We start from the raw sequence: 21,734 nt of genomic DNA on the forward strand, positions 1-21,734 counted from the left end.
GCGGCGAACCGCAGTCCCGGCATCCATCGCCCCGGGCGTTCCCGTCGCAGTTCGTGCCGCGTTCAGGGGGTCCACGGCGGCACCAACTGCGACCGGAACGGCGGGAGCCGCACCGGAAGCGGCACCAACTGCGACCGTCACGCGGCGAGCGCCCGCTCGCGCAGGCGGCCGATCGTGGCGTCCGACAGTCCCGCCGCGCGCAGCGGCGCGAGCGCGTCACCGTGCTGTGCGCGAAGCGTGTCGAGCAGGGTGCGCATCGACACCTCCATCGACCCCTCGAGCAGCGACGACGTCGCGCCGACGGCATCCGCATCGAAGCCGAGAGCCTTCCACATCGCACCCATCACGGGCGCGGTCCGACGCATGATCGCGACCATGTTTCCGCCGGTGAGGGCGTAGTCGGCGACGATGTCGTCATCGGCCGCCCCGAGCGCCAGCAGCAGCATCGCCGCCACCACTCCGGTGCGGTCGCGCCCGGCGGCGCAGTGGAACGCCGCGGTTCCCGGGGTGTAGGCGATCACGTTCAGCGCAGTGACGAGCTGGGGCGCGGCGACCTCGACCATGCGCAGGTACATCCGCCCCATGGCGTCGTGGCTGAGCTCGGGGGCATCCCGGTTCATCGACTCTCCGACGTCCGCGATGAGCGGCAGGTGGTGGTACGCGACCGGGTAGTCAGCGAGCGGACCCCGCCCGGTGACCGAGACCTCGAGCGGCGAGCGCAGGTCGATGATCGCCGTGAGCCCCGCCGCGACCAGCTGAGAGGCGATCTCGGTCGGCACATAGGCGAGGTCATCGGTGCGGATCGCCAGCCCTTCACGCAGCACGCCACCCTCGATCGGGATGCCGCCGAGGTCGCGCAGGTTGACGGGGGCGCTGAGCACCAGGTCGATGTCGGCGATGGTCATGTGATTCTCCTTCGGATGAGGGCGCTGCCCTGGTCGATCGCCGTGACGAGCACGATGATGCAGATGATGATGGCGCTGAGGTGGCCGTAGTCGTACATGCGCATGGCGGTGGTCAGCTCGAGGCCGATGCCGCCCGCGCCGACGAGGCCGAGGATGGTCGCGCCGCGCACATTGCCCTCGAACAGCAGCAGCGTGTAGGACGTGAGCAGGGGCGCGGCCTGCGGCAGGATGCCGTACTGGATGACCTGCCTCTTCGAAGCGCCGACCGCTTCCATCGCGACGACGGGTCCGCGGTCGACCTGCTCCATCGCCTCGGCGAAGATCTTGCCGATCGACCCGATGGAGCCGAGGGTCATGGCCAGGATGCCGGCGAACGGGCCGAGCCCGACGGCCGAGACGAACATGAGCGCGAAGACGAGATCGGGCACCGAGCGGATGATGTTCATCACCCATCTCGTCGGGTAATAGACCCACTTCGGCGCGATGTTCGACGACGCCCCGAAGGCGACGAGCAGCGAGAGCACGGCTCCGAGCACCGTGCCGACGACCGCCATCTGGAAGGTCTCCAGCAGCAGTGCGAGGATCGTGCCGATCTTCGAGAAGTCCGGCGGGAAAAGGCGCGACAGGAACTCGCCCATGTTGACCGCGCCGTCGCCCAGCTTGATGAAGTTGAACTGGGCGCCGTTGAACGACCAGATCAGCAGCAGCGCGGCGACCGGGAGTCCGAGCAGGAACCGTGCGCGCGGCACGCGGAAAGCACGCTCGAGCCGCGACCGCTCGGCGGCATCGAGGGTGGGCCGTGTGACCGCGCGGTCGGGGGTGCGGGCGGGGCGTGCGCTGTCAGCCGGTCGGCCGGTCGAGCGGGGGTCAGTGGTGAGCGTCATCATCGTGCTCCTCGTCGTCGTAGAGCGGCGCGAGGGCAGCGGCATCCAGCTGCGAGGTGGCGCCGGCGACCAGCATCCGTCCGTGCCGCAGGCCGATGATGCGGTCGCTGTGCGCGAGGGCGAGCGGCAGCACGTGCAGGCTGACCAGAACCGGGATGCCGTCTTCGGTGGCGATCTCGCGCAGCAGACCGAGCACGGAGTCCGCGAGTTTCGGGTCGAGGGAGGCGACGGGCTCATCCGCGAGGATCACTGCAGGCTGTTGCATGAGCGCACGAGCGATCGCGACACGCTGCTGCTGCCCTCCCGACAGCGACCGAGCGGGAGCGGTGGCCTTGTGGGCGATGCCGACGCGGTCGAGCAGTTCCAACGCGCGGCGGCGATGCGCGCTCGAGAAGCCGCCGACGAGGTTGATGGGCCCGGCGCCGTGCAGTGCTCCCGCGAGCACGTTGGTCAGCACGCTCAGGCGCGGGATGAGGTTGAACTGCTGGAACACCTGGCCGACATCCGACCGCAGAGTGCGCAGCTCGCCGCGCGCGAGGTTGGTGACGTCGTGGCCGGCGACGCGCGCCGACCCCGCCGAGATCGGGGCGAAGCCGGTGAGACTGCGCATCAGGGTGGACTTCCCCGAGCCCGAGGCGCCGAGCAGCGCGACCATCTCGCCCGGGAACAGGTCGAGATCGACGCCGTCGAGCACGGTGGTGGTGTCGTACGCGACGCTGAGGTCGCGCACCGTGACAACGGCTCCCGTCGTCGTCGCCGCCGTCGTCGCCGCCGTCGTCGGAAAACCCAGACCATCGGGGGCGGGCCCGGCGAGTCTCGCCTCGGCGCGCCCTGCGGCATCCGATTCGTCCCGGTTCTCCGAGGCGAGGGAGAGTGCGGGGCTCGTCACTTGAGGTCCTTGAGCTCGACACCGGCGACCGCGGCGATCTCGGCGAAGGAGGCGAACGACGAGCTGTCGGGGTCGACCGTCTGCTCCGCGGCGGCGAAGGCACCGTAGGCTCCCAGGCGCTCGGCGTTCTCGGGCGAGAAGACCTCGGCGATGCCCTCCTGGATGAGCGTGCGGGTCTCGGCGTCGAGCGACTGGCGTCCGAGCACGGCACCCTGGATGTCCATCGCCGGGCTCTCGCCCACCGCACGCCACTCGCCATCGGCGAACGGGAACATCGGGGCGCCGAGCTCGGTCAGCATGACCGCGGTGCATGCGGCATCCACCTGTCCCTGCTCGAGCGCGGCGAAGCTGCCCTCGTGTCCGCCGGCGAAGATCGCCTCGTAGTCGGTTCCCTGCTCGAGGCCCGCCTCGTGCAGCATGTACACGGGCATGAAGTAGCCCGAGCTCGAGGCCTGGTCGGCGAAGGCGACGGTCTTGCCCTCGAGGTCTTCGACGGTCTGGATCGGCGAGTCGTTCAGCACCACGCAGGTCGAGACGGGCTTGCCGTCGCCCTGGAAGGCGACGAGCGCGTCGATCTCGCCCGTGTTGACGGCGAGCGCCGAGGGGAAGCCGCTCATGATGCCGATGTCGACGTGGTCGGCGCGGATCGCCTCGACGACGCTGAGGTAGTCGGGCACGTCGGTGATCTCGACGTCGCGCCCGGTGGCCTCTTCGAGCAGCTCGGCGAAGACCTCGATCGGGTTCTCGGCCGTGGGGTCGTCGCCGACGGGGATGGTCGCGATCGTGAGAGGAGCGTTCGGGTCGGCGGGGGCCGCTTCGGCGGACGGGCTCTGGCAGCCGGTCAGGGCGAGGGCGGCGACGCCGAGGAGGCCGACGGCGGGCAGGGTGAGGCGGCGCATGATGACCTTTCGGGAGGAGACGTTCCCGAATTCCGAGAACAGGAGTATTCCAACTCGCGAAGGTGACGGGCAATTACGAGACCGCCGTACTCGAAACGGAACGCTGGGTGAACGACTGGTGACGGTGGCCCGGGTGCCGGATGTCGGAGCCGCGGCCTAGAGTGTGCGGATGACCTCGGATGCTCGCTCTCGCCTCGATCTGCTGCGCGCCGACGCGTCGGCGAGGGTCGCATCGACCGCGGCGACCCTCGCCGAGCTCATGCACGACCGCGAGGGCTCGAACGACGACGACGAGCACGATCCCGAGGGCGTCACGCTCTCGTCGGAGTGGTCACGGCTGACGGGACTCGCCGAGGCCGCGGCGTCGGAACTCCAGCAGGTCGACGATGCGCTCGCGCGCCTGGATGCCGGCACCTACGGGATCTGCGCGCACTGCGGACGACCGATTCCCGAGGCGCGACTCGAGGTGCGCCCGTTCGCCACGCACTGCGTCGCCTGCGCCGAGAAGCTCGGGCTCTGACGGCCCACGCCGCCCCACCCCGAGAAGTAGGCTGAGGGCATCATGGACGAGTTCATCCGCGGCTTCTGGGAATTCGCGGGCCACTACTGGTGGCTCGTCTTTCCCATCATGGGTGTCGCCGGGGGCGCGGCGAAGACCTGGGAGCGCGCGGCGAAGCGCCGACACGAGCGCCGCCTCGAGACCCTGCGCCTCAAGGCCGAGATCAAGACGGCGCAGCTCGAAGCCCGCAGCGGAAGGTCGCGCCAGGTGGGCCCGGCGGTCGTCGACACCCGGGCATCCGTCGCCCCGAACGCCCTCCTCGAGCGCCTCTTCACCGAGCACGACGAGATCACCGCCCGGTGGCTCGACTACGAGCTCGATGTCGCGAAGCTCATCGCCTTCCCCGCCATGAGCGACGGTCGGCAGCCTCTCGTCGCCGCGTTCCTGCGGGCCAAGAGGACGGCGGATGCGCTGCGCCCGCTCTCGGCCGATGCGCCCGTGAGCGAGCAGCAGGTGTCGGAGTACCTCGACGCGGTGGGCGCCTACGCCGTCGCTTTCGAGGTCGCCGAGAAGGATGCCCGACGTCTGCGCGACTCGACGTTCACCGACGCCGAGCGCAAGCGCCTGGACCGCGCGCAGCAGCTGCTCAAGGTCGCGGTCGACGAGTCGGCCACCCAGGCCGAGCGCAATGTGGCGTACCGCCGCGTGCGCGACGAGCTCGAAGGACTCATCCTGTTGAGCGACGAGGCCGTGCAGGTGCTCGAGAAGCAGGTCGCTCGCGAACTGCCGGCGCACCCCACCCCGGGCGATGCGGCCGGCACCTCCGCCTCCGCCCCCGACACCACAGCGCCACCCGAGCCCCAGCGGATGCCGATGCCGCTGCGGAAGGACGATACGCAGTGACTCCCGAGAACCTCACCGGCCCGATCTGCGTGCACGCCGAAGCCCCCGTGTGGTCGCCGTCGTGGGGCGGCATCCGCTGGGTCGACGGGGAGGCGGCCGATCTCGTGACGCTGCGCGACGACGGCATCCATCGCCTGCACCTCGACGACGACTACGCCGCGTTCTTCCGCCCGCGGGCGGCGGGTGGATTCGTCGCGCTGGGTGCACGCAGCCTGCACCTCTCCGACACCGCTGATGGACCTGCCCGCATCGCCGCGACGTTCGACCTCGGGCAGGCGCGGTTCAACGACGGCACAGTCGACACGCACGGCCGTCTTCTCGCGGGCTCGATGGCGCTCGACGATGCCGGAGCGGTGGGCCGCGTCCTCAGGATCGGCGCCGACCTCGGCACGACCGAGGTGCTCTCGGGCGTCGAGGTCTCGAACGGCATCGGATTCACCTCCGACGGGGCGCGCGCGTATTACGTCGACACTGCGACCGGACGCGTCGACGTCTTCGACGTGATCGACGGCGACCTCCACGACCGCCGCGGTTTCGTGTCGATCCCCGAGGATCTCGGCAGCCCCGACGGCCTGACCGTGGCCGCCGACGGGTCGGTCTGGGTCGCCCTCTGGGGCGGAAGCGCCGTGCACGGATATGCGGCCGACGGATCGCAGATCGCCCGCATCGAGCTGCCCGTTCCGCAGGTGAGCGCGTGCACCTTCGGCGGCGACGATCTCGGCACGCTGTTCATCACGACCTCCGCGCAGGGTCTCGACGCCGACCACGGCACGGAGGCCGGCTCGCTGTTCGCCGTGCGCCCCGGGGTGAGCGGCCAGGCGGTCGTGCCCTTCGCCGGCTGAGGCCGAGCCTCGCGCCCTCACGCCCGAGCAGCCCTCTCCACCTGCCGCGAGTCACCCGCGGCCCCTTCGATCTCCGCCGCGGGGTCGTACAGTCCCCGCACGTGATCGGCCGCGAACTCCGTGAGCTGCTCGGCCACGTCGCGGATGTCCTCGCGGGCGTAGTGGGTGCGCTCCCAGCTCGCGTAGAGAGCGCACTGCATCGGTCGCCCCCGGTGGTGCAGCGGCCGGGAGACCAGCCCGAACCGCGGCGGCTCGACGACGACGCACGGACCGTGTCCGGCCGACGAACGCGCCTGGATGATGGGGGCATCGGCGCCGAAGCCCGCCATCTCGGTCGACCACCCCTCGCCCTCCGCCGCCCGCTGGATCTGCGTCCACGCCGCGGACCCCGTTCCCGACGTCAGGAAGGGGGCGGCCAGCATCTCCTGCAGCTCGGGCCGCTCGTGCACCGCCAGCGGATGGGACGCCGGCATCTGGCACAGCAGGGGAAGCGTCATGACCCGCACGCTGCTGAGCCGCGAATCCGGGGCGCTCGTCGTCACCGCGAGATCCGCCCCGCTGCGCAGCCGATCGTACGTCTCAGGGGGCGTCGCGACGACCACGTCGGAGATCGGGCCCCCGCCCGCGATGAACGGTGCGAGCACGAGCACGCTCGTCATCTCGGGAGCGGCCGCGACGAACGAGCGCTCCTTCTGCACGACGCCCGTCATCACCTCGCGTGCGCGTCGGCCCCGTCGCACGAGGTCGCGCGCCATCGGCTCGAGACGGTCGCCGGCATAGGTCTTCACCATCCCGTGGGGCATGCGGCGGAACAGCGCCGCGCCGATCTGCCGCTCGAGCGATGCGATCTGTCGCGACACCGTGGGTTGCGTTCTGATCAGGCGTTCTGCGGCGACACTGACCGATCCGCTGTCGACGACCGCGACGAATGCTTCCAGCTCTCGCTCTCCGTACATACACAAAGCGTATGCGGTTACCCGTTTTCTTCATTGGACGGGCATGGGTCGCGGCGGTGAGGATGGGCACACCCGATCCGCACCCGACTCCCCCTGACAGAGAGAGCCTTCCCGATGGCCAACTCGCGCACTGACCTCAGCACTGCCCGGCAACGTCGTTCGATGGTGGGTGCCTTCGTGGGCACCGCGATCGAGTGGTACGACTTCTACATCTTCGGCACGGCCGCCGCCCTCGTCTTCGGCCGCGTCTTCTATCCGGAGGTCGCGCCCGGCGCCGCCCTCCTCGCCTCGTTCGCCACCTTCTGGGTCGGATTCCTGATGCGCCCCGTCGGCGGTCTGGTCTTCGGTCACTTCGGCGACAAGTTCGGACGCAAGAACGTGCTCGTGCTCACCCTCATCCTGATGGGCAGCGCGACCACCCTGATCGGTCTCCTCCCGACCTACGCGCAGATCGGCATCCTGGCTCCGATCCTCCTCGTCGTGCTCCGCGGCCTCCAGGGCTTCGCGGTCGGCGGCGAATGGGGCGGGGCCGTGCTGCTCTCGACCGAGAACGCCCGGGCCAAGAAGAAGGGCCTCGCCGGCGCCTGGGTGCAGCAGGGCTCACCCGCAGGATCCATCCTCGCCACCCTCATGTTCCTGCTCGTGGGTCTGCTCCCCGACGAGCAGTTCATCACCTGGGGCTGGCGCATCCCGTTCCTGGTCTCCGCGATCCTCGTGCTCGTGGGGCTCGTGATCCGCGTGAAGGTCGAGGAGTCCCCCGACTTCGTCGCCGCGAAGGAGAGCAAAGAGGTCGTGAGCGCCCCGGTGCTCGTCGCCCTCCGCACCGCGCCGCTGCTCATCGGCCTCGGTGTGCTCGCCTCGGTCATGGGAATCTCGAACGCCTACTTCTCGAACACGTTCCTGCTCGCCTGGACCACCGGCTCGCTCGGCATCGACCGCCAGCTGATGCTCAACATCCTGCTGGGCATGGCGATCCTGCAGTTCATCTGGCAGCCGATCGCCGCGAAGATCGCCGAGCGGCTCGGCATCGCGCGTGTCATGCTCGCGGGGCTCGTGCTCAGCGTGCTGCTCACCGTGCCGTACTTCCTCGCCATCCAGGCGGCCTCCCCGCTGTGGATCACCGTCACGCTCTACGCCACGATCATCGGCAGCACCGCGTACTACGCGCTGCTGGCGACCCTCCTGGCCTCCGCGTTCCCCGCGCGGATCCGCTACTCCGGCGTCTCGCTGGCCTACCAGCTGTGCGCGACCGTCTTCGGTGGTTCCACGCCGCTCGTCGCCCAGTGGATCCTCAACTCCAGCGGCGGCAGCGTCTGGGGTGTCGCCGGCTTCTATGCCGCGATGATCCTCGTCACGATCGCCGGCGTCTGGGGCCTGCAGCGGCGGATCACCCGCTCGGTGGTCTCCGAGACCGAGGCCGTGACCACCGCCTGACCGTCAGAGAACAGCCCGACCGCCGCACGCCGGCGGTCGGGCTTCCACCCGTCATCGAAGACCGGAGAGAACATGCGCGTAGACGCCATCTTCACCAACGCCCGCATCCGCACCCTCGACAGCGAGCGTCCGACCGCGCACAGCATCGGCACGCTCAACGGCCGCATCGTCGGCTTCGACGACGACCTGCACGGCGTGGACGCGGATCGGGTGATCGATCTGAAGGGGCAGCCGGTGCTCCCGGGCTTCCACGACGCCCATCACCACCTCTCTCTCACGGGCTTCCGGCTCGCCTCCCTGAACCTGCGTCCTGGCGCCGTGAACTCGCTCGACGAGCTGTACGACGCAGTGCGCGTCCATGCCGACGGCCTGGCTCCGGATGCCTGGGTGCGAGGCTCCGGCTACGACCAGAACTTCCTCGAGGGGCATCCCACCGCCGAGGCGCTGGACCGGGTGTCGGGCGGACGCCCGGTGATCCTCGAGCACGTCTCGGGGCACATGATGGTCGCCAACACGCGGGCCTTCGAGCTCGCGGGCTACCCACGACGCGAAGGATTCCCCGACATCGCGGGCGGCGGCATCCCCCGCGACGCCGACGGACGCCCGCAGGGTCTGCTGCAGGAGTCGGCGATGGCCCCGATCTTCGCGCTCGTGCGGCCGATGGACCTCGACGAGGTGCGACGCAACCTCGGACTCGCCAGCGACCAGGCCCTGAGCTACGGCCTCACCTCGGTGACCGAGCCGGGCATCGGCGAGATCCGCATGGTCGGCAACAACCCGCTCGACTACCACGCCTACCAGACGGCGGTCGAGCAGCGCCTGCTGCGGGTGCGGACGACCCTGATGCCCTACATCACGGTGCTGCACCCGTTCTCGGACCTGCCCGACAAGCGGGTGCTCGGCCTCGACCTCGGCATCCGCACCGGCCTCGGCGACGACATGCTGCGCGTCGGCCCGGTGAAGATCGTCGCCGACGGTTCGTTCATCGGTCGCTCCGCCGCCATGCACGCGTGTTTCCAGGGCGAATCCGACAACTTCGGAGTGCTGCTGCACGAGCCCGAGGCGCTGCGCGACTACATCGTCGGGGCGCACCTCGCGGGATGGACAGTGGCCACGCACGCGATCGGCGACCGCGCGATCACACACGTGCTCGACGCGATCGAGCACGCGCAGAGCATCGCGCCGCGGCCCGATGTGCGCCACCGCATCGAGCACTTCGCCCTCGCGAGCGATGCCGACATCGCCCGGGCTGCGGCGCTCGGCGTGATCCCCGTGCCGCAGGGAGTCTTCGTGTCGGACTTCGGCGACGGCATGGCGGCAGCCGTCGACGCTGACCGCCGAGACGACATCTACCGCGTGAAGTCCTTGGCGGATGCGGGGATCGTGCTCAACGGCTCGACCGATTCGCCCATCTCCGACGCCGATCCCCTGGTCTCGCTGCGAGACATGGTGCTGCGTCGCACGTCGAGCGGCGAGGTGCTCGGGCCCCGCGAACGTGTGAGCATCGACGAGGCGGTGCGGGCGTACACCCACGGCTCGGCCTATGCCGTCGGGCAGGAGCAGCACAAGGGCACGCTGAAGGTCGGCATGCTCGCCGACTTCATCGCCCTCAGCGACGACCTCTATGAGATCGAGTCCGAGCGGATCGCGGATCAGCAGGTCACGACGACGGTCGTCGGCGGCGAGGTCGTGTTCGGCGGAGAGGCGTGATCCTGCTGCGATAGCCTCGGGAGACCGGGTCCCACCAGAAGGGCGGACGGATGCGCGGCATCTCAGACCAGATCCCCTGCGAGCACGACACCGCGAAGGATGCTGCCGCGTGACCGGCGACGCGAAGACCATCGTCATCACCGGGGCATCCGACGGCATCGGCGCTGCAGCGGCGCGCCAGCTCGAGGCATCCGGCGACCGACTCATCCTGGTCGGCCGATCGGTCGAGAAGACCCGAGCAGTCGCCGCCGAGTCCGGCGCCGAGTGGTTCACCGCCGACTTCGCCCGACTCGACGACGTGCGCGAACTCGCGGCGAGGATTCTGGACGCCGTCGGCGACGCGCGCATCGACGTGCTCGCGAACAACGCCGGAGGGATCTTCGGTGACCGCACCCCCACGGTCGACGGACACGAGAAGACGTTCCAGGTGAATCACCTGGCGCCGTTCCTGTTGACGAATCTGCTGCTGCCGCGGCTGCTGCAGTCGGACGCCGCGGTCATCAACACCTCGAGCGTCGGCCACCGACTCTTCGGGCACCTGGAGATCGACGACCTCGACAACGCGCGCAAGTACAGTGCGAACAAGGCCTACGGAGACGCGAAGCTCGCGAACATCCTGTTCACCAAGAGCCTGCACACGAAGTTCCACGCCGACGGGCTGAGCTCGGTCGCCTTCCACCCCGGCACGGTGCGGACGAACTTCGCGGCCGACTCGTCGAGCATCATGCGACTCGTCTACCAGAGCTTCCTCGGTCGGTTCCTGCTGACCGGCGTCGAAGAGGGCGGCAGCATCCTGCGCTGGTTCATCGAGGGGACGCCCGACGAGACGTGGTTCTCGGGCGCGTACTACGACGAACGCACCCTCAGCAACCGCGTCAATCCGCAGGTCGATGATGCCGCCCTCGCCGAGGCGCTGTGGCAGAAGAGCGCCGAGCTCGTCGGCATCCCCTCCCGCTGACCGCACCCGCCGGTTTCGAATCGCGCACTTTGCAGTTCGCCGGCCCCGGAAACTGCCAGGTGCGCGATTCGAAAGGGTGGCGGGGCGGGAGTATGCTGGCACACCGGGTCGTGTGACCCTTCAGAGCGCGAGAGGCGGTGATGGCGATGTCCGGTGATAGTTGCGACGCCGCCTTCGTTGCGTCGCGTCTGACGGCATCCGTGCGTTGAGCCCCGCCTCCGCACCTGCCCGTCCTGCTCCGCAGCCGTCGGCGGCGTCATCCGCCCCCTGACGAATACTGCGCACGCCCCCTGATTCGGCGTGCGCCTGCGAGAACGGAGCCAGCCATGGCCCTCATCGACAACGGCGTGTACGTCCACGGACGTCGCGTGGAGACCCCGAAGAACCTCGACGAGACCTACCGGTCGCTCGACGCCCACGGCGGCATCGCGTGGATCGGACTCTACCGTCCCAGCCCGCAGGAGGTCGCGTCGGTCGCGCGCGAGTTCGACCTGCATCCGCTGGCCGTCGAAGATGCGCTGTCGGGCCACCAGCGGTCGAAGGTCGAGCGCTACGGCGACACTCTCTTCGCCGTGCTGCGCCCCGCCCGCTACCGCGACGAGCAGGAGTCGATCGAGTTCGGCGAGCTGCACCTGTTCGTGGGTCCGGACTTCGTCGTCACGATCCGGCACGCGGAATCGCCCGACCTCGCCGCCGTCCGGCGCCGTATGGAGGCGCACCCCGAGCTGCTCGCGATGGGACCCGAGGCCGTGTTCTACGCGATCCTCGACGAGGTCGTCGACGGGTACGAGCCCATCGTGACGGGACTGCTCAACGACATCGACGAGATCGAGGACCAGCTCTTCGGCGACAGCGACGACGACGCCCTCTCGCGACGCATCTACGAGCTCTCGCGCGAGGTCATCAACTTCCAGCGCGCGGTGCACCCCCTCGCCGGGATGCTGGAATGGCTGCGCCGCGGATCCGAGAAGTACCGCATCGACGAGGAGCTCCAGCGCTCGCTGCGCGACGTGCTCGACCACGTCATCCGCGTGAACGAGCGGGTCGACTCGTTCCGGGCGATCCTCGAGAACGCCCTCACCGTGCAGTCGGCCCTCGTCGCCCGCCGGCAGTCCGACGCCAGCCTCGCCCAGAACGACGAGATCAAGAAGATCTCCTCGTGGGCGGCGATCATCTTCGCTCCGACCCTGGTGGGAACCGTCTACGGCATGAACTTCGACGTCATGCCCGAGCTGCACTGGGTGCACGGATACCCGATGGCGATCGGCGCGATGGCGGCCTTCGCGGTCGCCCTCTTCGGGGTGTTCAAGTACAAGAAGTGGTTGTGAGTCAGGCGAGGTCGCGGTCGCGCACCTCGATGCTGGCGACCTCGAGGTCGTCGTCGAGCTGCACCAGGATCCGGGAGTCCGGGAACTGCTTGGGTGCGTCGAACGCGATCAGCACGGCGTCGGCGAACACGACGGCGGATGTGGCCTCGAGGTCGTCGCGCAGATCGACCTGCTCGATCACGGGCTCGTCGTCGACGGCCTCGTCGATGTCGTCGGCGACCTCGTCGATCACGGCCCGCCACCGCGACTCCGACACCGACAGGATGCGGGTGATCGCCGCGATCAACGCATCGACATCGAGGCTCTCCTCGTCCTCCTCGAGCTCGGGGTCGACGTTGACGGTGACGACCGCGCCGGCGGCGTCGATCGTGGCCCGGCCGTAGATGAGACCGTTCTCAGCGACCGGATCGTCGAGCAGCCCGCTCTCGACGACGCGGGCGAGGAGGGTGTCGAGCAGTGGGGAGGCCATGGGTCCAGTCTTCCACTCTCGCCGCAGCTAGGCTCTAGGGCGTGCCGAATGCAGACGCCCCCGCCTCCGCCGCATCCGACCTCCGCCGCATCGCCGCATCGCTCGCCGGCGCCGAGCCGCTGAACTGGGTCATCACGGGCGATTCGATCACCCACGGACTGCTGCACACGCAGGGCGGCCGCAGCTATCCCGAGCATCTGCACGAGCTGGTCCGCGGAGAACTCGGGCGCGTGCGCGACGTCGTCATCAACACCGCCATCAGCGGCAATCGGATCATCGACATCCTCGACGACTGGGATCGCCGGGTCGCGTCGTGGCGCCCCGATCTCGTGACCCTGATGATCGGCACCAACGACGCCTCCGACGGCGGGCCCCGCGCCGTCATCGGCGCCGACGAGTACGGCAGCTCGGTGCGCGACTTCGTCGTGCGGGTCAGGGCGCTGGGCGCCGTCCCGGTGCTGCAGACCCCGCCGACGATAGACACGGCGAACGCGCCGGAGCGCGCCCGCATCGCCGAGTTCGCGGATGCGGTGCGCGACGTCGCGGCATCCGAGGACGTGATCGCCGTCGACCACCACGCGCGCTTCACCGACCTCGGCAACGGCGGCGTGCCGTGGGGCCTGATGGGCGACCCGTTCCATCCGAATGCCGCAGGTCACGCCGCGCTGGCTCTCGAACTCGCGAACGCCCTCGACATCTGCCCGCCTCCCGAGGCCGACCGCACGCTGCCGCTGCTCGAGGCGCAGGTCGCGATGGCTCGCCTGAACGGCTGATCCGCTTCTCGCCCCGCCCGGGTGAGAGCACCTCCCGCAGCGCCCCGAACGCCAATACGCTGAGCGCATTCGCAGACGACGGCGGGGTGGCGGCATGTCTCAAGTGGTGGCGACGAGCGCAGGCGCGGCGACGTGACGATCGACACCGACCGCTCTGCTCTGCGCCGGTTCCTGCTCGGGTTGGCGCAGGGCATGAATGCCTCAGCCGAGTCGGTCGACCGCATCTCGACCATGATGACCGAGATCATCAGGGCCTATGGCGTCGACGACATCGATTTCGTGGTGCTGCCGACCGTGATCCTGGTGCAGTCCGGCGATGACGAGGAGTCGCGGGTGGCGATCCACTCGGCCACGAACGCGTCCTTCCGGTTCGACCAGATCGCGGCGCTCTACGAGCTGATCGCGCAGGCGCGCACCGCCTCGGTGTCGCCGCTCGACGGCATCCGCCGGCTGAACGAGATCGGCGCGATGCGACCGCGACTGGGCTGGGTGACCCGCACCGTCGGGCACGCGGCGCTGACCACCGGTCTGGCTCTGCTGCTCGCTCCCACCTGGCAGGGCGTGATCGTCGCCTTCGCACTGGGCGCAGGCATCGGACTGCTCAAGCTCGTGCGGTCTCCCACCCTGCAGCTCGTGATGCCGATCGCGGCGGCGTTCCTGTGCGCCGGCGCGGTGTTCCTGCTCGCCGAGGTCATCGAGATCGGCGATCCCATCCACCTGCTCATCGCGCCGCTGGTCACCTTCCTGCCGGGGGGAGTGCTGACCACGGCGACCGTCGAGCTCGCGGCGGGGCAGATGATCTCGGGCGCCTCGCGTCTGATCTACGGATTCGTGCAGCTCGCGCTGCTGGCCTTCGGCATCCTCGCCGCTGGCACGGTCACGGGCGTCGATTCCCGCTCGTATCAGCCGCTCGATGCGGAATCCTTCCTGCCCTGGTGGGTCGCGCTGATCGGCATCCTCGTCTTCGCGCTGGGCAACTACCTGCACTTCTCGGCGCCCGCCTCGACATTCGGGTGGGTGCTCATCGCCCTGATCGTCGCGTATACCGGTCAGCTGGTCGGCACCGCGCTGCTGGGTGCGACTGTGGGCGCGTTCCTCGGAGCCGTCGCGATGGCTCTCGTCGTCTTCTGGATCGCCTCACTGCGTCACGGCGCTCCGGTGCAGGTCACCTTCCTCCCGGCGTTCTGGCTGCTGGTCCCCGGCGCCGCCGGCCTGGTCGGTCTCACCGAGGCCGTCGCGACCGACGGCGGCTTCGCGGACTTCATGACCGCGCTGCTCTCGATCATGTCGATCGCACTCGGGGTGCTCATCGGCACTGCGCTGTATCGGCTGGTGCACCGTGGGGCCGAGGAGATCGTGCAGTTCGCCGTCGCCCCGCCGGCCGCGGTGTCCGAGGGGCCACGGCGACTGCTCGACCGGCTGCTCCCCTGGCGGCGCGCTGCGCGAACGCACGACTGAGGGCGTCTGCGGCTCGCGGAGCCCGCCCACCCGCTCCGGTCGCAGTTCGTGCCCGTTCGCGGACCATCACCCCGCTCCGGTCGCAGTTCGCGCCGCCGGATTCACGCGCGCGCGGCACGAAGTGCGACCGGAACACCGGCAGGCGCGGTCCGTCCCCAGGAGATCAGTATTCAGTCTTGCTAAGTACCGGTACTCAGTGTTACTTTGTACCGGTACCCAGCAACACTGAGTACCGAACAACGAAAGGAGGCTCTCATGGGCAAGCAGATGACCGAGATGCTCAAGGGCACCCTGGAGGGCATCGTCCTGGCCCTTCTCGCCGAGCAGCCGGCCTATGGGTACGAGATCACCAGCCGCATCCGCGATCACGGGTTCACCGACATCGCCGAGGGGACGATCTATGCACTGCTGGTGCGCATCGAGCAGAAGAAGCTCGTCGACGTCGAGAAGGTGCCGAGCGAGAAGGGTCCGCCGCGCAAGGTCTACTCGCTGAACGCGGCGGGCACGCTGGAGCTCGAGGAGTTCTGGAAGACCTGGAGCTTCCTCTCCGCGCACATCGAACGACTGAACACGAACACGAACACGAACACGAACACGAACACGAACACCAAGGAGAACTGACATGGCCGCCAAGTGGATCGAAGCGCTCACCGGATCGCTCGAGCAGAAGAAGCAGTACCGCGATGCGAAGAAGCGCATCGACGCCCTCCCCGAGCCGTATCGCACGGTCGCCAACGCCCAGCACCGCTACACGATGTACTACGGGGGCATCACCGACGGCGACATCCTCGTGCAGATCTTCCTCGACCTCGCCGACCTGTGGGAGCGCGCCGCCATCGACGGCACCCCGATCGACGACATCGTCGGAGACGACGCCGTCTCGTTCGCCGAGACCTACGCCGAGGCCTACGGCGGAACCCACTGGATCGACAAGGAGCGCGCCCGCCTGAACGCGGCGGTCGACGACGCGAAGAAGAAGGAGTCACGATCATGAACGCACCCGCGATCGCCGTTCGCGGCATCGAGAAGTCCTTCAAGGACCTCCCCGTGCTGCGCGGCGTCGACTTCGAGGTCGAGAAGGGGACGATCTTCGCCCTCCTCGGCTCGAACGGCGCCGGCAAGACCACGATGGTCCGCATCCTCTCCACGCTGCTGAAGTCGGATGCCGGAACAGCCGTCGTGCGGGGCGTCGACGTGGCCGTCGACCCCGTCGGCGTCCGTCAGCGGATCAGCCTCACCGGCCAGTTCGCCGCGGTCGACGAGATCCTCACGGGACGCGAGAACCTCGTGCTCGTCGCCCGGCTGCGCCACCTGTCCGATCCGGGTGCGGTGGCCGACGACCTGCTCGCGACGTTCCGGCTGACGGATGCCGGCGCCCGCAAGGTCGGCACGTACTCGGGCGGCATGCGTCGTCGCCTCGACATCGCGATGAGCCTCGTCGGTCACCCCGAGGTCATCTATCTCGACGAGCCGACCACCGGCCTCGACCCCGAGGCTCGCATCGAAGTGTGGGACGTGGTGAAGAGGCTCGCGGACACCGGCACGACCGTGCTGCTCACCACGCAGTACCTCGATGAGGCCGAGCAGCTGGCCGACCGCATCGCGATCCTCCACGAGGGTCGGATCATCGCCAACGGCACCCTCGCCGACCTCAAGCGGCTGCTCCCCGCGGCCAAGGTCGAGTACGTCGAGAAGCAGCCCACCCTCGAGGAGGTCTTCCTCACCCTCATCGGCCCGAAGTCAGGGTCGACCCCCGGAAAGGAGAACGCCGCATGAGCACGCACTTCGCCGCCGACACGGCGACGCTCACCGGCCGCTCGATGCGGCACATCTTCCGCAGCCCCGACACCATCATCACCACCGCCGTCACGCCGATCGCGCTGATGCTGCTGTTCGTCTACGTCTTCGGTGGCGCTCTGCAGCCGAGCACCGGGGTCGACAACTATGTGAACTACCTGCTGCCGGGCATCCTGCTGATCGCGATCGCATCCGGCATCGCCTACACCGCGTTCCGGCTGTTCACCGACATGCAGAGCGGCATCTTCGAGCGCTTCCACTCCATGCCGATCGCGCGATCGAGCGTGCTGTGGGCGCACGTGCTGACGTCGTTGACCGCGAACGCCATCACCCTGGCGATCATCTTCGCGGTCGGATTCCTGATGGGATTCCGCACCGGGGCGAGCGTGTGGGCGTGGCTCGGCGTCATCGGCATCCTGACGCTGTTCACCCTGGCGCTCACGTGGCTCGCGATCATCGCCGGGCTCAACGCCAAGACGGTCGACGGGGCGAGTGCGTTCTCGTATCCGCTGATCTTCCTGCCGTTCATCAGCTCGGCCTTCGTGCCGACCGAGACGATGCCGGGTCCGGTGCAGTGGTTCGCCGAGCACCAGCCCGTCACCTCGATCGTCGACACCATCCAGGCGCTGTTCGCCGAGCAGCCCGTCGGCACCGACATCTGGGTCGCTCTCGCCTGGTGCGTCGGCATCCTGGTCGTCGCCTACGTGTTCGCGATCATCTCCTACCGCAAGAAGGTCAGTTGAACGTCTGCAGTGAGACGGAACGCTCCGTCCGGGCCCCGCGCCCGGCCGGGGCGTTTCGCCGCGCTCGGCGTCGGGCTCGGGAGGTCGCGTGGTCGCGTGGTCGCGCCGGGAGGAGATCTCCGCGTCGGGAGGAGGATTCTGCTCCGAATCTCCTCCCGAGGCCGTGTTCTCCTCCCGACGAGGTGAGCACCACGAGCGGCGACGCCGCTATCGCAGCCCGAGCGGACCGAGCACGACCGACTGCCGCGTGCGCACCCACACCCCGGCGCCGTCGCGTCTTTCGGCACGCGTCGCGAAACGGTAGCGATATGACACGGCGCGCACCCAGCGCGGCGGCTGCCCGTCGAACGGGTCGGACCGCAGCAGGGCGAGAGTCGAAGCATCCGCCTCGAGCAGCCGCAGCAGGAACACGGTGAACCAGTCGTCGAGCGAGCGGCCGAGCGGCAGGAACCACATCAGCCAGTCCAGTCGCAGGTGGTACGGCGCGAACTGACCCGGAACGCGGCGCACATCGCCCGGCTTTCCCTTGAACTCGTATTCGCGCCACAGCAGGCCGTCGTCGTCGACGGATCCTTCGACGACGATCTCGACCCGCTGCGTCGTGACGGTGCCGAACGCACCATAGGCGTTGCCGATCTGCCACCTGTTGAAGCTCGCGTTCATCAGCTGCCGGCGCGCGAACAGATTGCGCAGCGCGGGACCGCTGAGCACCGAGACCAGCAGGCCCACCGCCGCCGTGATCACGAACCAGTACAGCGGGATGCCGGGCCACAGCGAGTCCTCCAGCGCATCGACGCGCGGTGCAGCGCCCACCCCCGGAATCCCGATCGCCGAGAACGCGATGACGATCGTCACCCAGTTCAGCCACGCGAAGTTGCCCGTCGCCACGAGCCAGAGCTGCGTCGCGATCATGATGGCCGCGGCGACCGCGCCGACGATCTGCGGAACAGGGCCGGGGATCCACACCGACAGCAGCGGCGCGAAGACGAAGAAGGGCACCACGAGCTGGGCGAAGTGATTGCCGACGACCTCGGCGCGATGGAACCACCGGGGCAGCAGATGGGCCTGCCTGCTGAGCGGCCCGGGCATCGGCTGCGTCTCGTGGTGGTACATGAGCGCCGTGAGATCACGCCACTCGCGACCGCCGCGGATCTTGATCATGCCCGCACCGAACTCGACCCGGAACAGCAGCCACCAGAACAGCACGATCACCACGGTCGGCGGCGGCTGGTCGTTCGACCCGAGGAAGGCCGCCAAGAACCCCGCCTCGAGCAGCAGCATCTCCCAGCCGAACGAGTAGAAGGTCTGACCGATGCTGACCACCGACATGTATCCGAGCCAGAGCGCGAGGAAGCAGAGCATCGGCACCCAGGGCGGACCCCACTGCGGGATGCCGACGAACAGCACGGCCGACACGATGATCCCGGCCCAGCACAGCAGCGCGAGTCGCTGATCGGAGTATCGGATGCGGAGGAAGAGGGTCGGATGCAGCATCCGCCGCCGTGACTTCTTCTGCCCGACCCAGTCGAGCAGCCCCGGCGCGGGCAGCAGCCCGTGCTCGCCGAGCAGCGGCCGGAACTGGTTCAGGGTCGAGATGAACGCGACGAGGTACAGCGCCGCGATGCCCCTCTGCAGAACCTCACGGGCGAACCCGAAGTCGACCGCCGCGAACCCGTCCACGGCCACAGGCTAGCCCCGGAGGCGAGGTGCCGAAGAGGGGCTTGCGCGGGGCGGGCGGCGGCGCTCCGTCGGGAGGCGAGATGCGCTTCGGGAGGAGGATCCGCCGCGAATCCTCCTCCCGAGAGGGCGAACTCCTCCCGAAAGGGCGGGCCGAGCAGCCCACAGCACGTGACCCGGTCAGCCGACGGTGTCGAGCACTTCCTCGCGTCGGCCGCGTCGGGCACGACGGACCTCGACCACGACCGCGCCGGCGATCGCGAGTGCGATCAGCAGACTTCCGGTGAGCGTGAAGCCCTGCGACCCCGTGCCGCCCGCCGCAGGCAGCTCGAACACGGGCACGTCCCGCACCGACAGCGTGCTGCCCGCCAGGGTGACCTGCGGACTCGACTGCCCGTCGGCGATCGACACTGCCCCGGCCGCCGACACGATGATCTTCACCGGTTCGGCGAGAAGCGCGAAGCCGTCGGGCGCCATGGTCTCTTCGAGCCAGTAGGCGCCGGGGCGCAGACCCGCCGCGGTGAACACCCCGACCTCGGTCCCCGCGATCAATCCCGGAGTCACCGGCGCACCAGGGCGTCCTGCGGAGTCTGCGAGCAGACGGAAGCCCGAGCCGTCCATCCGCACCCAGTCGCCGTTGACGTCTTCGCCGAGCTTCTCGACGATGATCGACGCCAGCACCTCGCGCGTGGTCGCGTGTGCGGAATCGGTGTCGGTGACCCGCGCTCCGCCCGACGCCGGCTGCCCTGAGGCGGTCGCCGTGTTCCGGTGCAGCGCGCCGCCCGTGGTCGGCGCCGGGTACGTCGCGGCGAACACGACCGACTCCCCCGGATCGAGCGTGCCGTCCCACGCGCCGATCGGAAGGATCGAGGCAGCGGCGATGACGTCGTCTGCCAGCTGCACGGCGGTCAGCACGACGTTGCCGGTGTTCTTCACCCGGAACTCGAAGGCCATCGCCGACCCGGCGTCGACGGCGACCCCCGGAGCGGTGTTCGCGTCGTCGCCGTTCACGAGCTTGACGACCTCGATCGCCGGGGCGGCCGCGGCGAGGGTGAGGATGTAGTCCTCGACCTCACCCGACTGCGAGATGCCGCGGGGATCGGTCACCTCGGATGCCGTGAAAGAGGCGCGCAGCCGCAGGTAGGTGTCGCCGACGACGGCCGTTCCCGGCACCGTCCACGCGAGGTTCACGGACGTCGCACCGGCGAGGAACGCGGCCTGCACCCGCTCGGTCGCATCGAACGTGCCGTTCTTGTTGAAGTCGATCCATCCGGCGACCGTGCCGGGCGACGTGGTGCCCGACAGCGGGATCGGCAGCGAATACGCGGTGCCGCGGATCGCGCGCGGCGCCCGGATGCCGTCGGCGATCGCGTCGTCCGTGTCGAGCGAGGCGCCCGCTCCGGCGTTCGGCGACAGCGTCGGCTTGGCCGTCGCATCGGCATCCGAGGTGATGCCCGCGCCCAGGCGCAGCGGGCCCTGCACGTGCACCGCCGCCTGAGCCGCGTCGTAGCTGCTCGGCGCATCGCCCATGTCCTCGTGCAGGCGGATCGAGAGCCGGAAGAGATCGGCGAGTCTCGTGCCCAGGTCGGCGGTGTTGTAGCCGCTCGCCCAGCCGTCGGCGACCGGCGCCCGCTGGATGTGCGTGCCGAGGCTGAACGTGACGGTCTGGAACGTTCCCTTCAGCGCGACCGATCCGCACCCGGCGAGAGACGTGCTGGTCATGGTGCGCCCGCCCAGCTCTGCGGCGTCAGGCAGGATCGTGTCGCATCGCGACCCGCTCGACTTCGACACGGTGGTCAGGGTCGTCGGGGTGGTCTGGAAGTTCTGCGCTCCCGCGAACGCCGAGAACGTCACGCCCGGGGTGACGATGTCGAGCTGCATGGCGATCCACCCCGCCGCCGTGCGATCACCGTCGGCGTTCGTCCCGACGGTGAGGCCGTTGCCCGTGATGATGTTGCAGTACGTCTCGGACGAGTTCTTCTTCTCGGAGCACTGGGCGTAGCCGCCGAGTCCCGAGATGTCGAGGATCGGATCGGTGACGGGTCGGTTGAACGCGACCGTCAGCGTGCCGTTTCCCGGGCAGAACCCGGTGTAGTCGAGGCCGCCGCACATGCCGGCGTAGGCCTCGAGACCCACCGTCGGCGTGTTCGCCGGGTCCAGCCCCGGAGCGAACATGGCCGGCGTCGCACCGTATCCGGAGTGCGGGGTCGTGGTCAGGAACTGCACGCCCGCGCTTCCGTACTGCGTCGTCGAGGGGGCGAGCGTCAGCGTGGCGGTGACCCCACCGCGGTAGTTCATCGTCGCGGTGGTGGCGGTGCGGGTCGTGCTGGTCGCATCCTCCACGGCCTCGGCGGGCTCCTGCGTCATCGGGAGTCCTCCCGAGAGCAGGATCACACCGATCAGCGCGAGGCCCGAGAGCGCTCGCAGGCGGTGGCGCCTCTGGGGTACACGTGCGGATGCGGGGGCTGGTGCTGTCATCGCTTCCTCAATCACAGGGACATGCCCGCGGGAGATCGCGATCCGTGCGACGGACCGACGCACGCGGCATTCCGCCCCGGCGACGCATGTCTGGAGTGTCGTCGATCTTTCGACGGCACCTCACAGGACGGA

Annotated in this window: 21 protein-coding genes; 13 read left to right on the top strand and 8 right to left on the bottom strand. The window is 69.3% G+C overall.

Annotated elements, in window-relative coordinates; genetic code table 11:
• Nucleotides 1-137: 137 nt before the first annotated feature.
• Genes AB0N61_RS16025 through phnD form a run of 4 tightly spaced genes read right to left on the bottom strand, consistent with a single transcriptional unit; the run spans nucleotide 138 to nucleotide 3,577 of the window.
• On the bottom strand, nucleotides 138-905 hold the full coding sequence (locus AB0N61_RS16025) for a tyrosine-protein phosphatase (protein ID WP_363365345.1): 768 nt from the start codon (nucleotides 903-905) through the stop codon (nucleotides 138-140).
• Complete coding sequence (gene phnE, locus AB0N61_RS16030; RefSeq protein ID WP_363365346.1) at nucleotides 902-1,789, bottom strand: phosphonate ABC transporter, permease protein PhnE; 888 nt, start codon at nucleotides 1,787-1,789, stop codon at nucleotides 902-904. Before phnE ends, AB0N61_RS16025 begins: the two co-directional genes overlap by 4 nt.
• Nucleotides 1,773-2,678, bottom strand: a complete 906-nt coding sequence (locus AB0N61_RS16035; protein ID WP_363365347.1) for a phosphonate ABC transporter ATP-binding protein — start codon at nucleotides 2,676-2,678, stop codon at nucleotides 1,773-1,775. Before AB0N61_RS16035 ends, phnE begins: the two co-directional genes overlap by 17 nt.
• On the bottom strand, nucleotides 2,675-3,577 hold the full coding sequence (gene phnD, locus AB0N61_RS16040; RefSeq protein WP_363365348.1) for a phosphate/phosphite/phosphonate ABC transporter substrate-binding protein: 903 nt from the start codon (nucleotides 3,575-3,577) through the stop codon (nucleotides 2,675-2,677). Before phnD ends, AB0N61_RS16035 begins: the two co-directional genes overlap by 4 nt.
• 169 nt (nucleotides 3,578-3,746) lie before the next feature.
• Between phnD and AB0N61_RS16045 the strand changes: the two genes are divergently transcribed.
• The 3 genes from AB0N61_RS16045 to AB0N61_RS16055 are packed head-to-tail and all read left to right on the top strand — an operon-like array spanning nucleotide 3,747 to nucleotide 5,821.
• A complete protein-coding gene (locus AB0N61_RS16045) occupies nucleotides 3,747-4,097 on the top strand; it encodes a TraR/DksA C4-type zinc finger protein (protein ID WP_363365349.1) in 351 nt (116 codons plus the stop codon).
• Nucleotides 4,098-4,139: 42 nt separating this feature from the next.
• Entirely contained in the window at nucleotides 4,140-4,979 is an 840-nt protein-coding gene (locus tag AB0N61_RS16050) for a hypothetical protein (protein ID WP_363365350.1), read from the top strand.
• Nucleotides 4,976-5,821, top strand: coding sequence for an SMP-30/gluconolactonase/LRE family protein (locus AB0N61_RS16055; RefSeq protein WP_363365351.1), 846 nt, complete (start codon nucleotides 4,976-4,978; stop codon nucleotides 5,819-5,821). Before AB0N61_RS16050 ends, AB0N61_RS16055 begins: the two co-directional genes overlap by 4 nt.
• 17 nt (nucleotides 5,822-5,838) lie before the next feature.
• Here AB0N61_RS16055 and AB0N61_RS16060 read toward each other — a convergent pair whose 3' ends face one another.
• Nucleotides 5,839-6,777, bottom strand: a complete 939-nt coding sequence (locus AB0N61_RS16060) for a LysR family transcriptional regulator (protein WP_363365352.1) — start codon at nucleotides 6,775-6,777, stop codon at nucleotides 5,839-5,841.
• A 162-nt stretch (nucleotides 6,778-6,939) separates the two neighbouring features.
• On the opposite strand from AB0N61_RS16060, the gene AB0N61_RS16065 reads away from it, so the two are divergent.
• From AB0N61_RS16065 to AB0N61_RS16080, 4 genes are all read left to right on the top strand, one after another.
• Nucleotides 6,940-8,211 carry an MFS transporter gene (locus AB0N61_RS16065; RefSeq protein ID WP_363365353.1) on the top strand — a complete coding sequence of 424 codons (1,272 nt, stop codon included), beginning with the start codon at nucleotides 6,940-6,942 and terminating at the stop codon, nucleotides 8,209-8,211.
• 72 nt (nucleotides 8,212-8,283) lie between these two features.
• Nucleotides 8,284-9,921 (top strand): amidohydrolase, encoded by a 1,638-nt coding sequence (locus AB0N61_RS16070; protein WP_363365355.1) that lies wholly within the window; start codon nucleotides 8,284-8,286, stop codon nucleotides 9,919-9,921.
• 109 nt (nucleotides 9,922-10,030) lie between these two features.
• Nucleotides 10,031-10,879 carry an SDR family NAD(P)-dependent oxidoreductase gene (locus tag AB0N61_RS16075; RefSeq protein WP_363365356.1) on the top strand — a complete coding sequence of 283 codons (849 nt, stop codon included), beginning with the start codon at nucleotides 10,031-10,033 and terminating at the stop codon, nucleotides 10,877-10,879.
• A 326-nt stretch (nucleotides 10,880-11,205) separates the two neighbouring features.
• The gene (locus AB0N61_RS16080; RefSeq protein WP_363365357.1) at nucleotides 11,206-12,207 is read left to right on the top strand and encodes a magnesium and cobalt transport protein CorA; all 1,002 of its coding nucleotides are present in this window, start codon (nucleotides 11,206-11,208) and stop codon (nucleotides 12,205-12,207) included.
• Between the two features lies 1 nt (nucleotide 12,208).
• Here AB0N61_RS16080 and AB0N61_RS16085 read toward each other — a convergent pair whose 3' ends face one another.
• Entirely contained in the window at nucleotides 12,209-12,676 is a 468-nt protein-coding gene (locus AB0N61_RS16085; protein ID WP_363365359.1) for a cytochrome C5, read from the bottom strand.
• A 41-nt stretch (nucleotides 12,677-12,717) separates the two neighbouring features.
• Between AB0N61_RS16085 and AB0N61_RS16090 the strand changes: the two genes are divergently transcribed.
• From AB0N61_RS16090 to AB0N61_RS16115, 6 genes are all read left to right on the top strand, one after another.
• The gene (locus AB0N61_RS16090; protein ID WP_363365360.1) at nucleotides 12,718-13,449 is read left to right on the top strand and encodes an SGNH/GDSL hydrolase family protein; all 732 of its coding nucleotides are present in this window, start codon (nucleotides 12,718-12,720) and stop codon (nucleotides 13,447-13,449) included.
• Nucleotides 13,450-13,581: 132 nt separating this feature from the next.
• Nucleotides 13,582-14,907, top strand: a complete 1,326-nt coding sequence (locus tag AB0N61_RS16095) for a threonine/serine exporter family protein (protein ID WP_363365361.1) — start codon at nucleotides 13,582-13,584, stop codon at nucleotides 14,905-14,907.
• Nucleotides 14,908-15,162: 255 nt separating this feature from the next.
• Nucleotides 15,163-15,528, top strand: a complete 366-nt coding sequence (locus AB0N61_RS16100) for a PadR family transcriptional regulator (protein ID WP_363365362.1) — start codon at nucleotides 15,163-15,165, stop codon at nucleotides 15,526-15,528.
• A 1-nt stretch (nucleotide 15,529) separates the two neighbouring features.
• Complete coding sequence (locus tag AB0N61_RS16105) at nucleotides 15,530-15,901, top strand: DUF1048 domain-containing protein (protein ID WP_167947276.1); 372 nt, start codon at nucleotides 15,530-15,532, stop codon at nucleotides 15,899-15,901.
• A complete protein-coding gene (locus AB0N61_RS16110; RefSeq protein WP_363365364.1) occupies nucleotides 15,898-16,683 on the top strand; it encodes an ATP-binding cassette domain-containing protein in 786 nt (261 codons plus the stop codon). The genes AB0N61_RS16105 and AB0N61_RS16110 overlap by 4 nt, the downstream gene beginning before the upstream one ends.
• The gene (locus AB0N61_RS16115; protein WP_363365365.1) at nucleotides 16,680-17,447 is read left to right on the top strand and encodes an ABC transporter permease; all 768 of its coding nucleotides are present in this window, start codon (nucleotides 16,680-16,682) and stop codon (nucleotides 17,445-17,447) included. Before AB0N61_RS16110 ends, AB0N61_RS16115 begins: the two co-directional genes overlap by 4 nt.
• A 207-nt stretch (nucleotides 17,448-17,654) precedes the next feature.
• On the opposite strand, the gene AB0N61_RS16120 is transcribed toward AB0N61_RS16115, so the two are convergent.
• Nucleotides 17,655-19,127, bottom strand: coding sequence for a lipase maturation factor family protein (locus tag AB0N61_RS16120; protein ID WP_363365366.1), 1,473 nt, complete (start codon nucleotides 19,125-19,127; stop codon nucleotides 17,655-17,657).
• A gap of 177 nt (nucleotides 19,128-19,304) precedes the next feature.
• Nucleotides 19,305-21,602, bottom strand: coding sequence for a GEVED domain-containing protein (locus tag AB0N61_RS16125; RefSeq protein WP_363365367.1), 2,298 nt, complete (start codon nucleotides 21,600-21,602; stop codon nucleotides 19,305-19,307).
• Nucleotides 21,603-21,734: the final 132 nt, after the last annotated feature.

The organism is Microbacterium sp. NPDC089320, assembly GCF_040684875.1.
Lineage (GTDB): Bacteria > Actinomycetota > Actinomycetes > Actinomycetales > Microbacteriaceae > Microbacterium.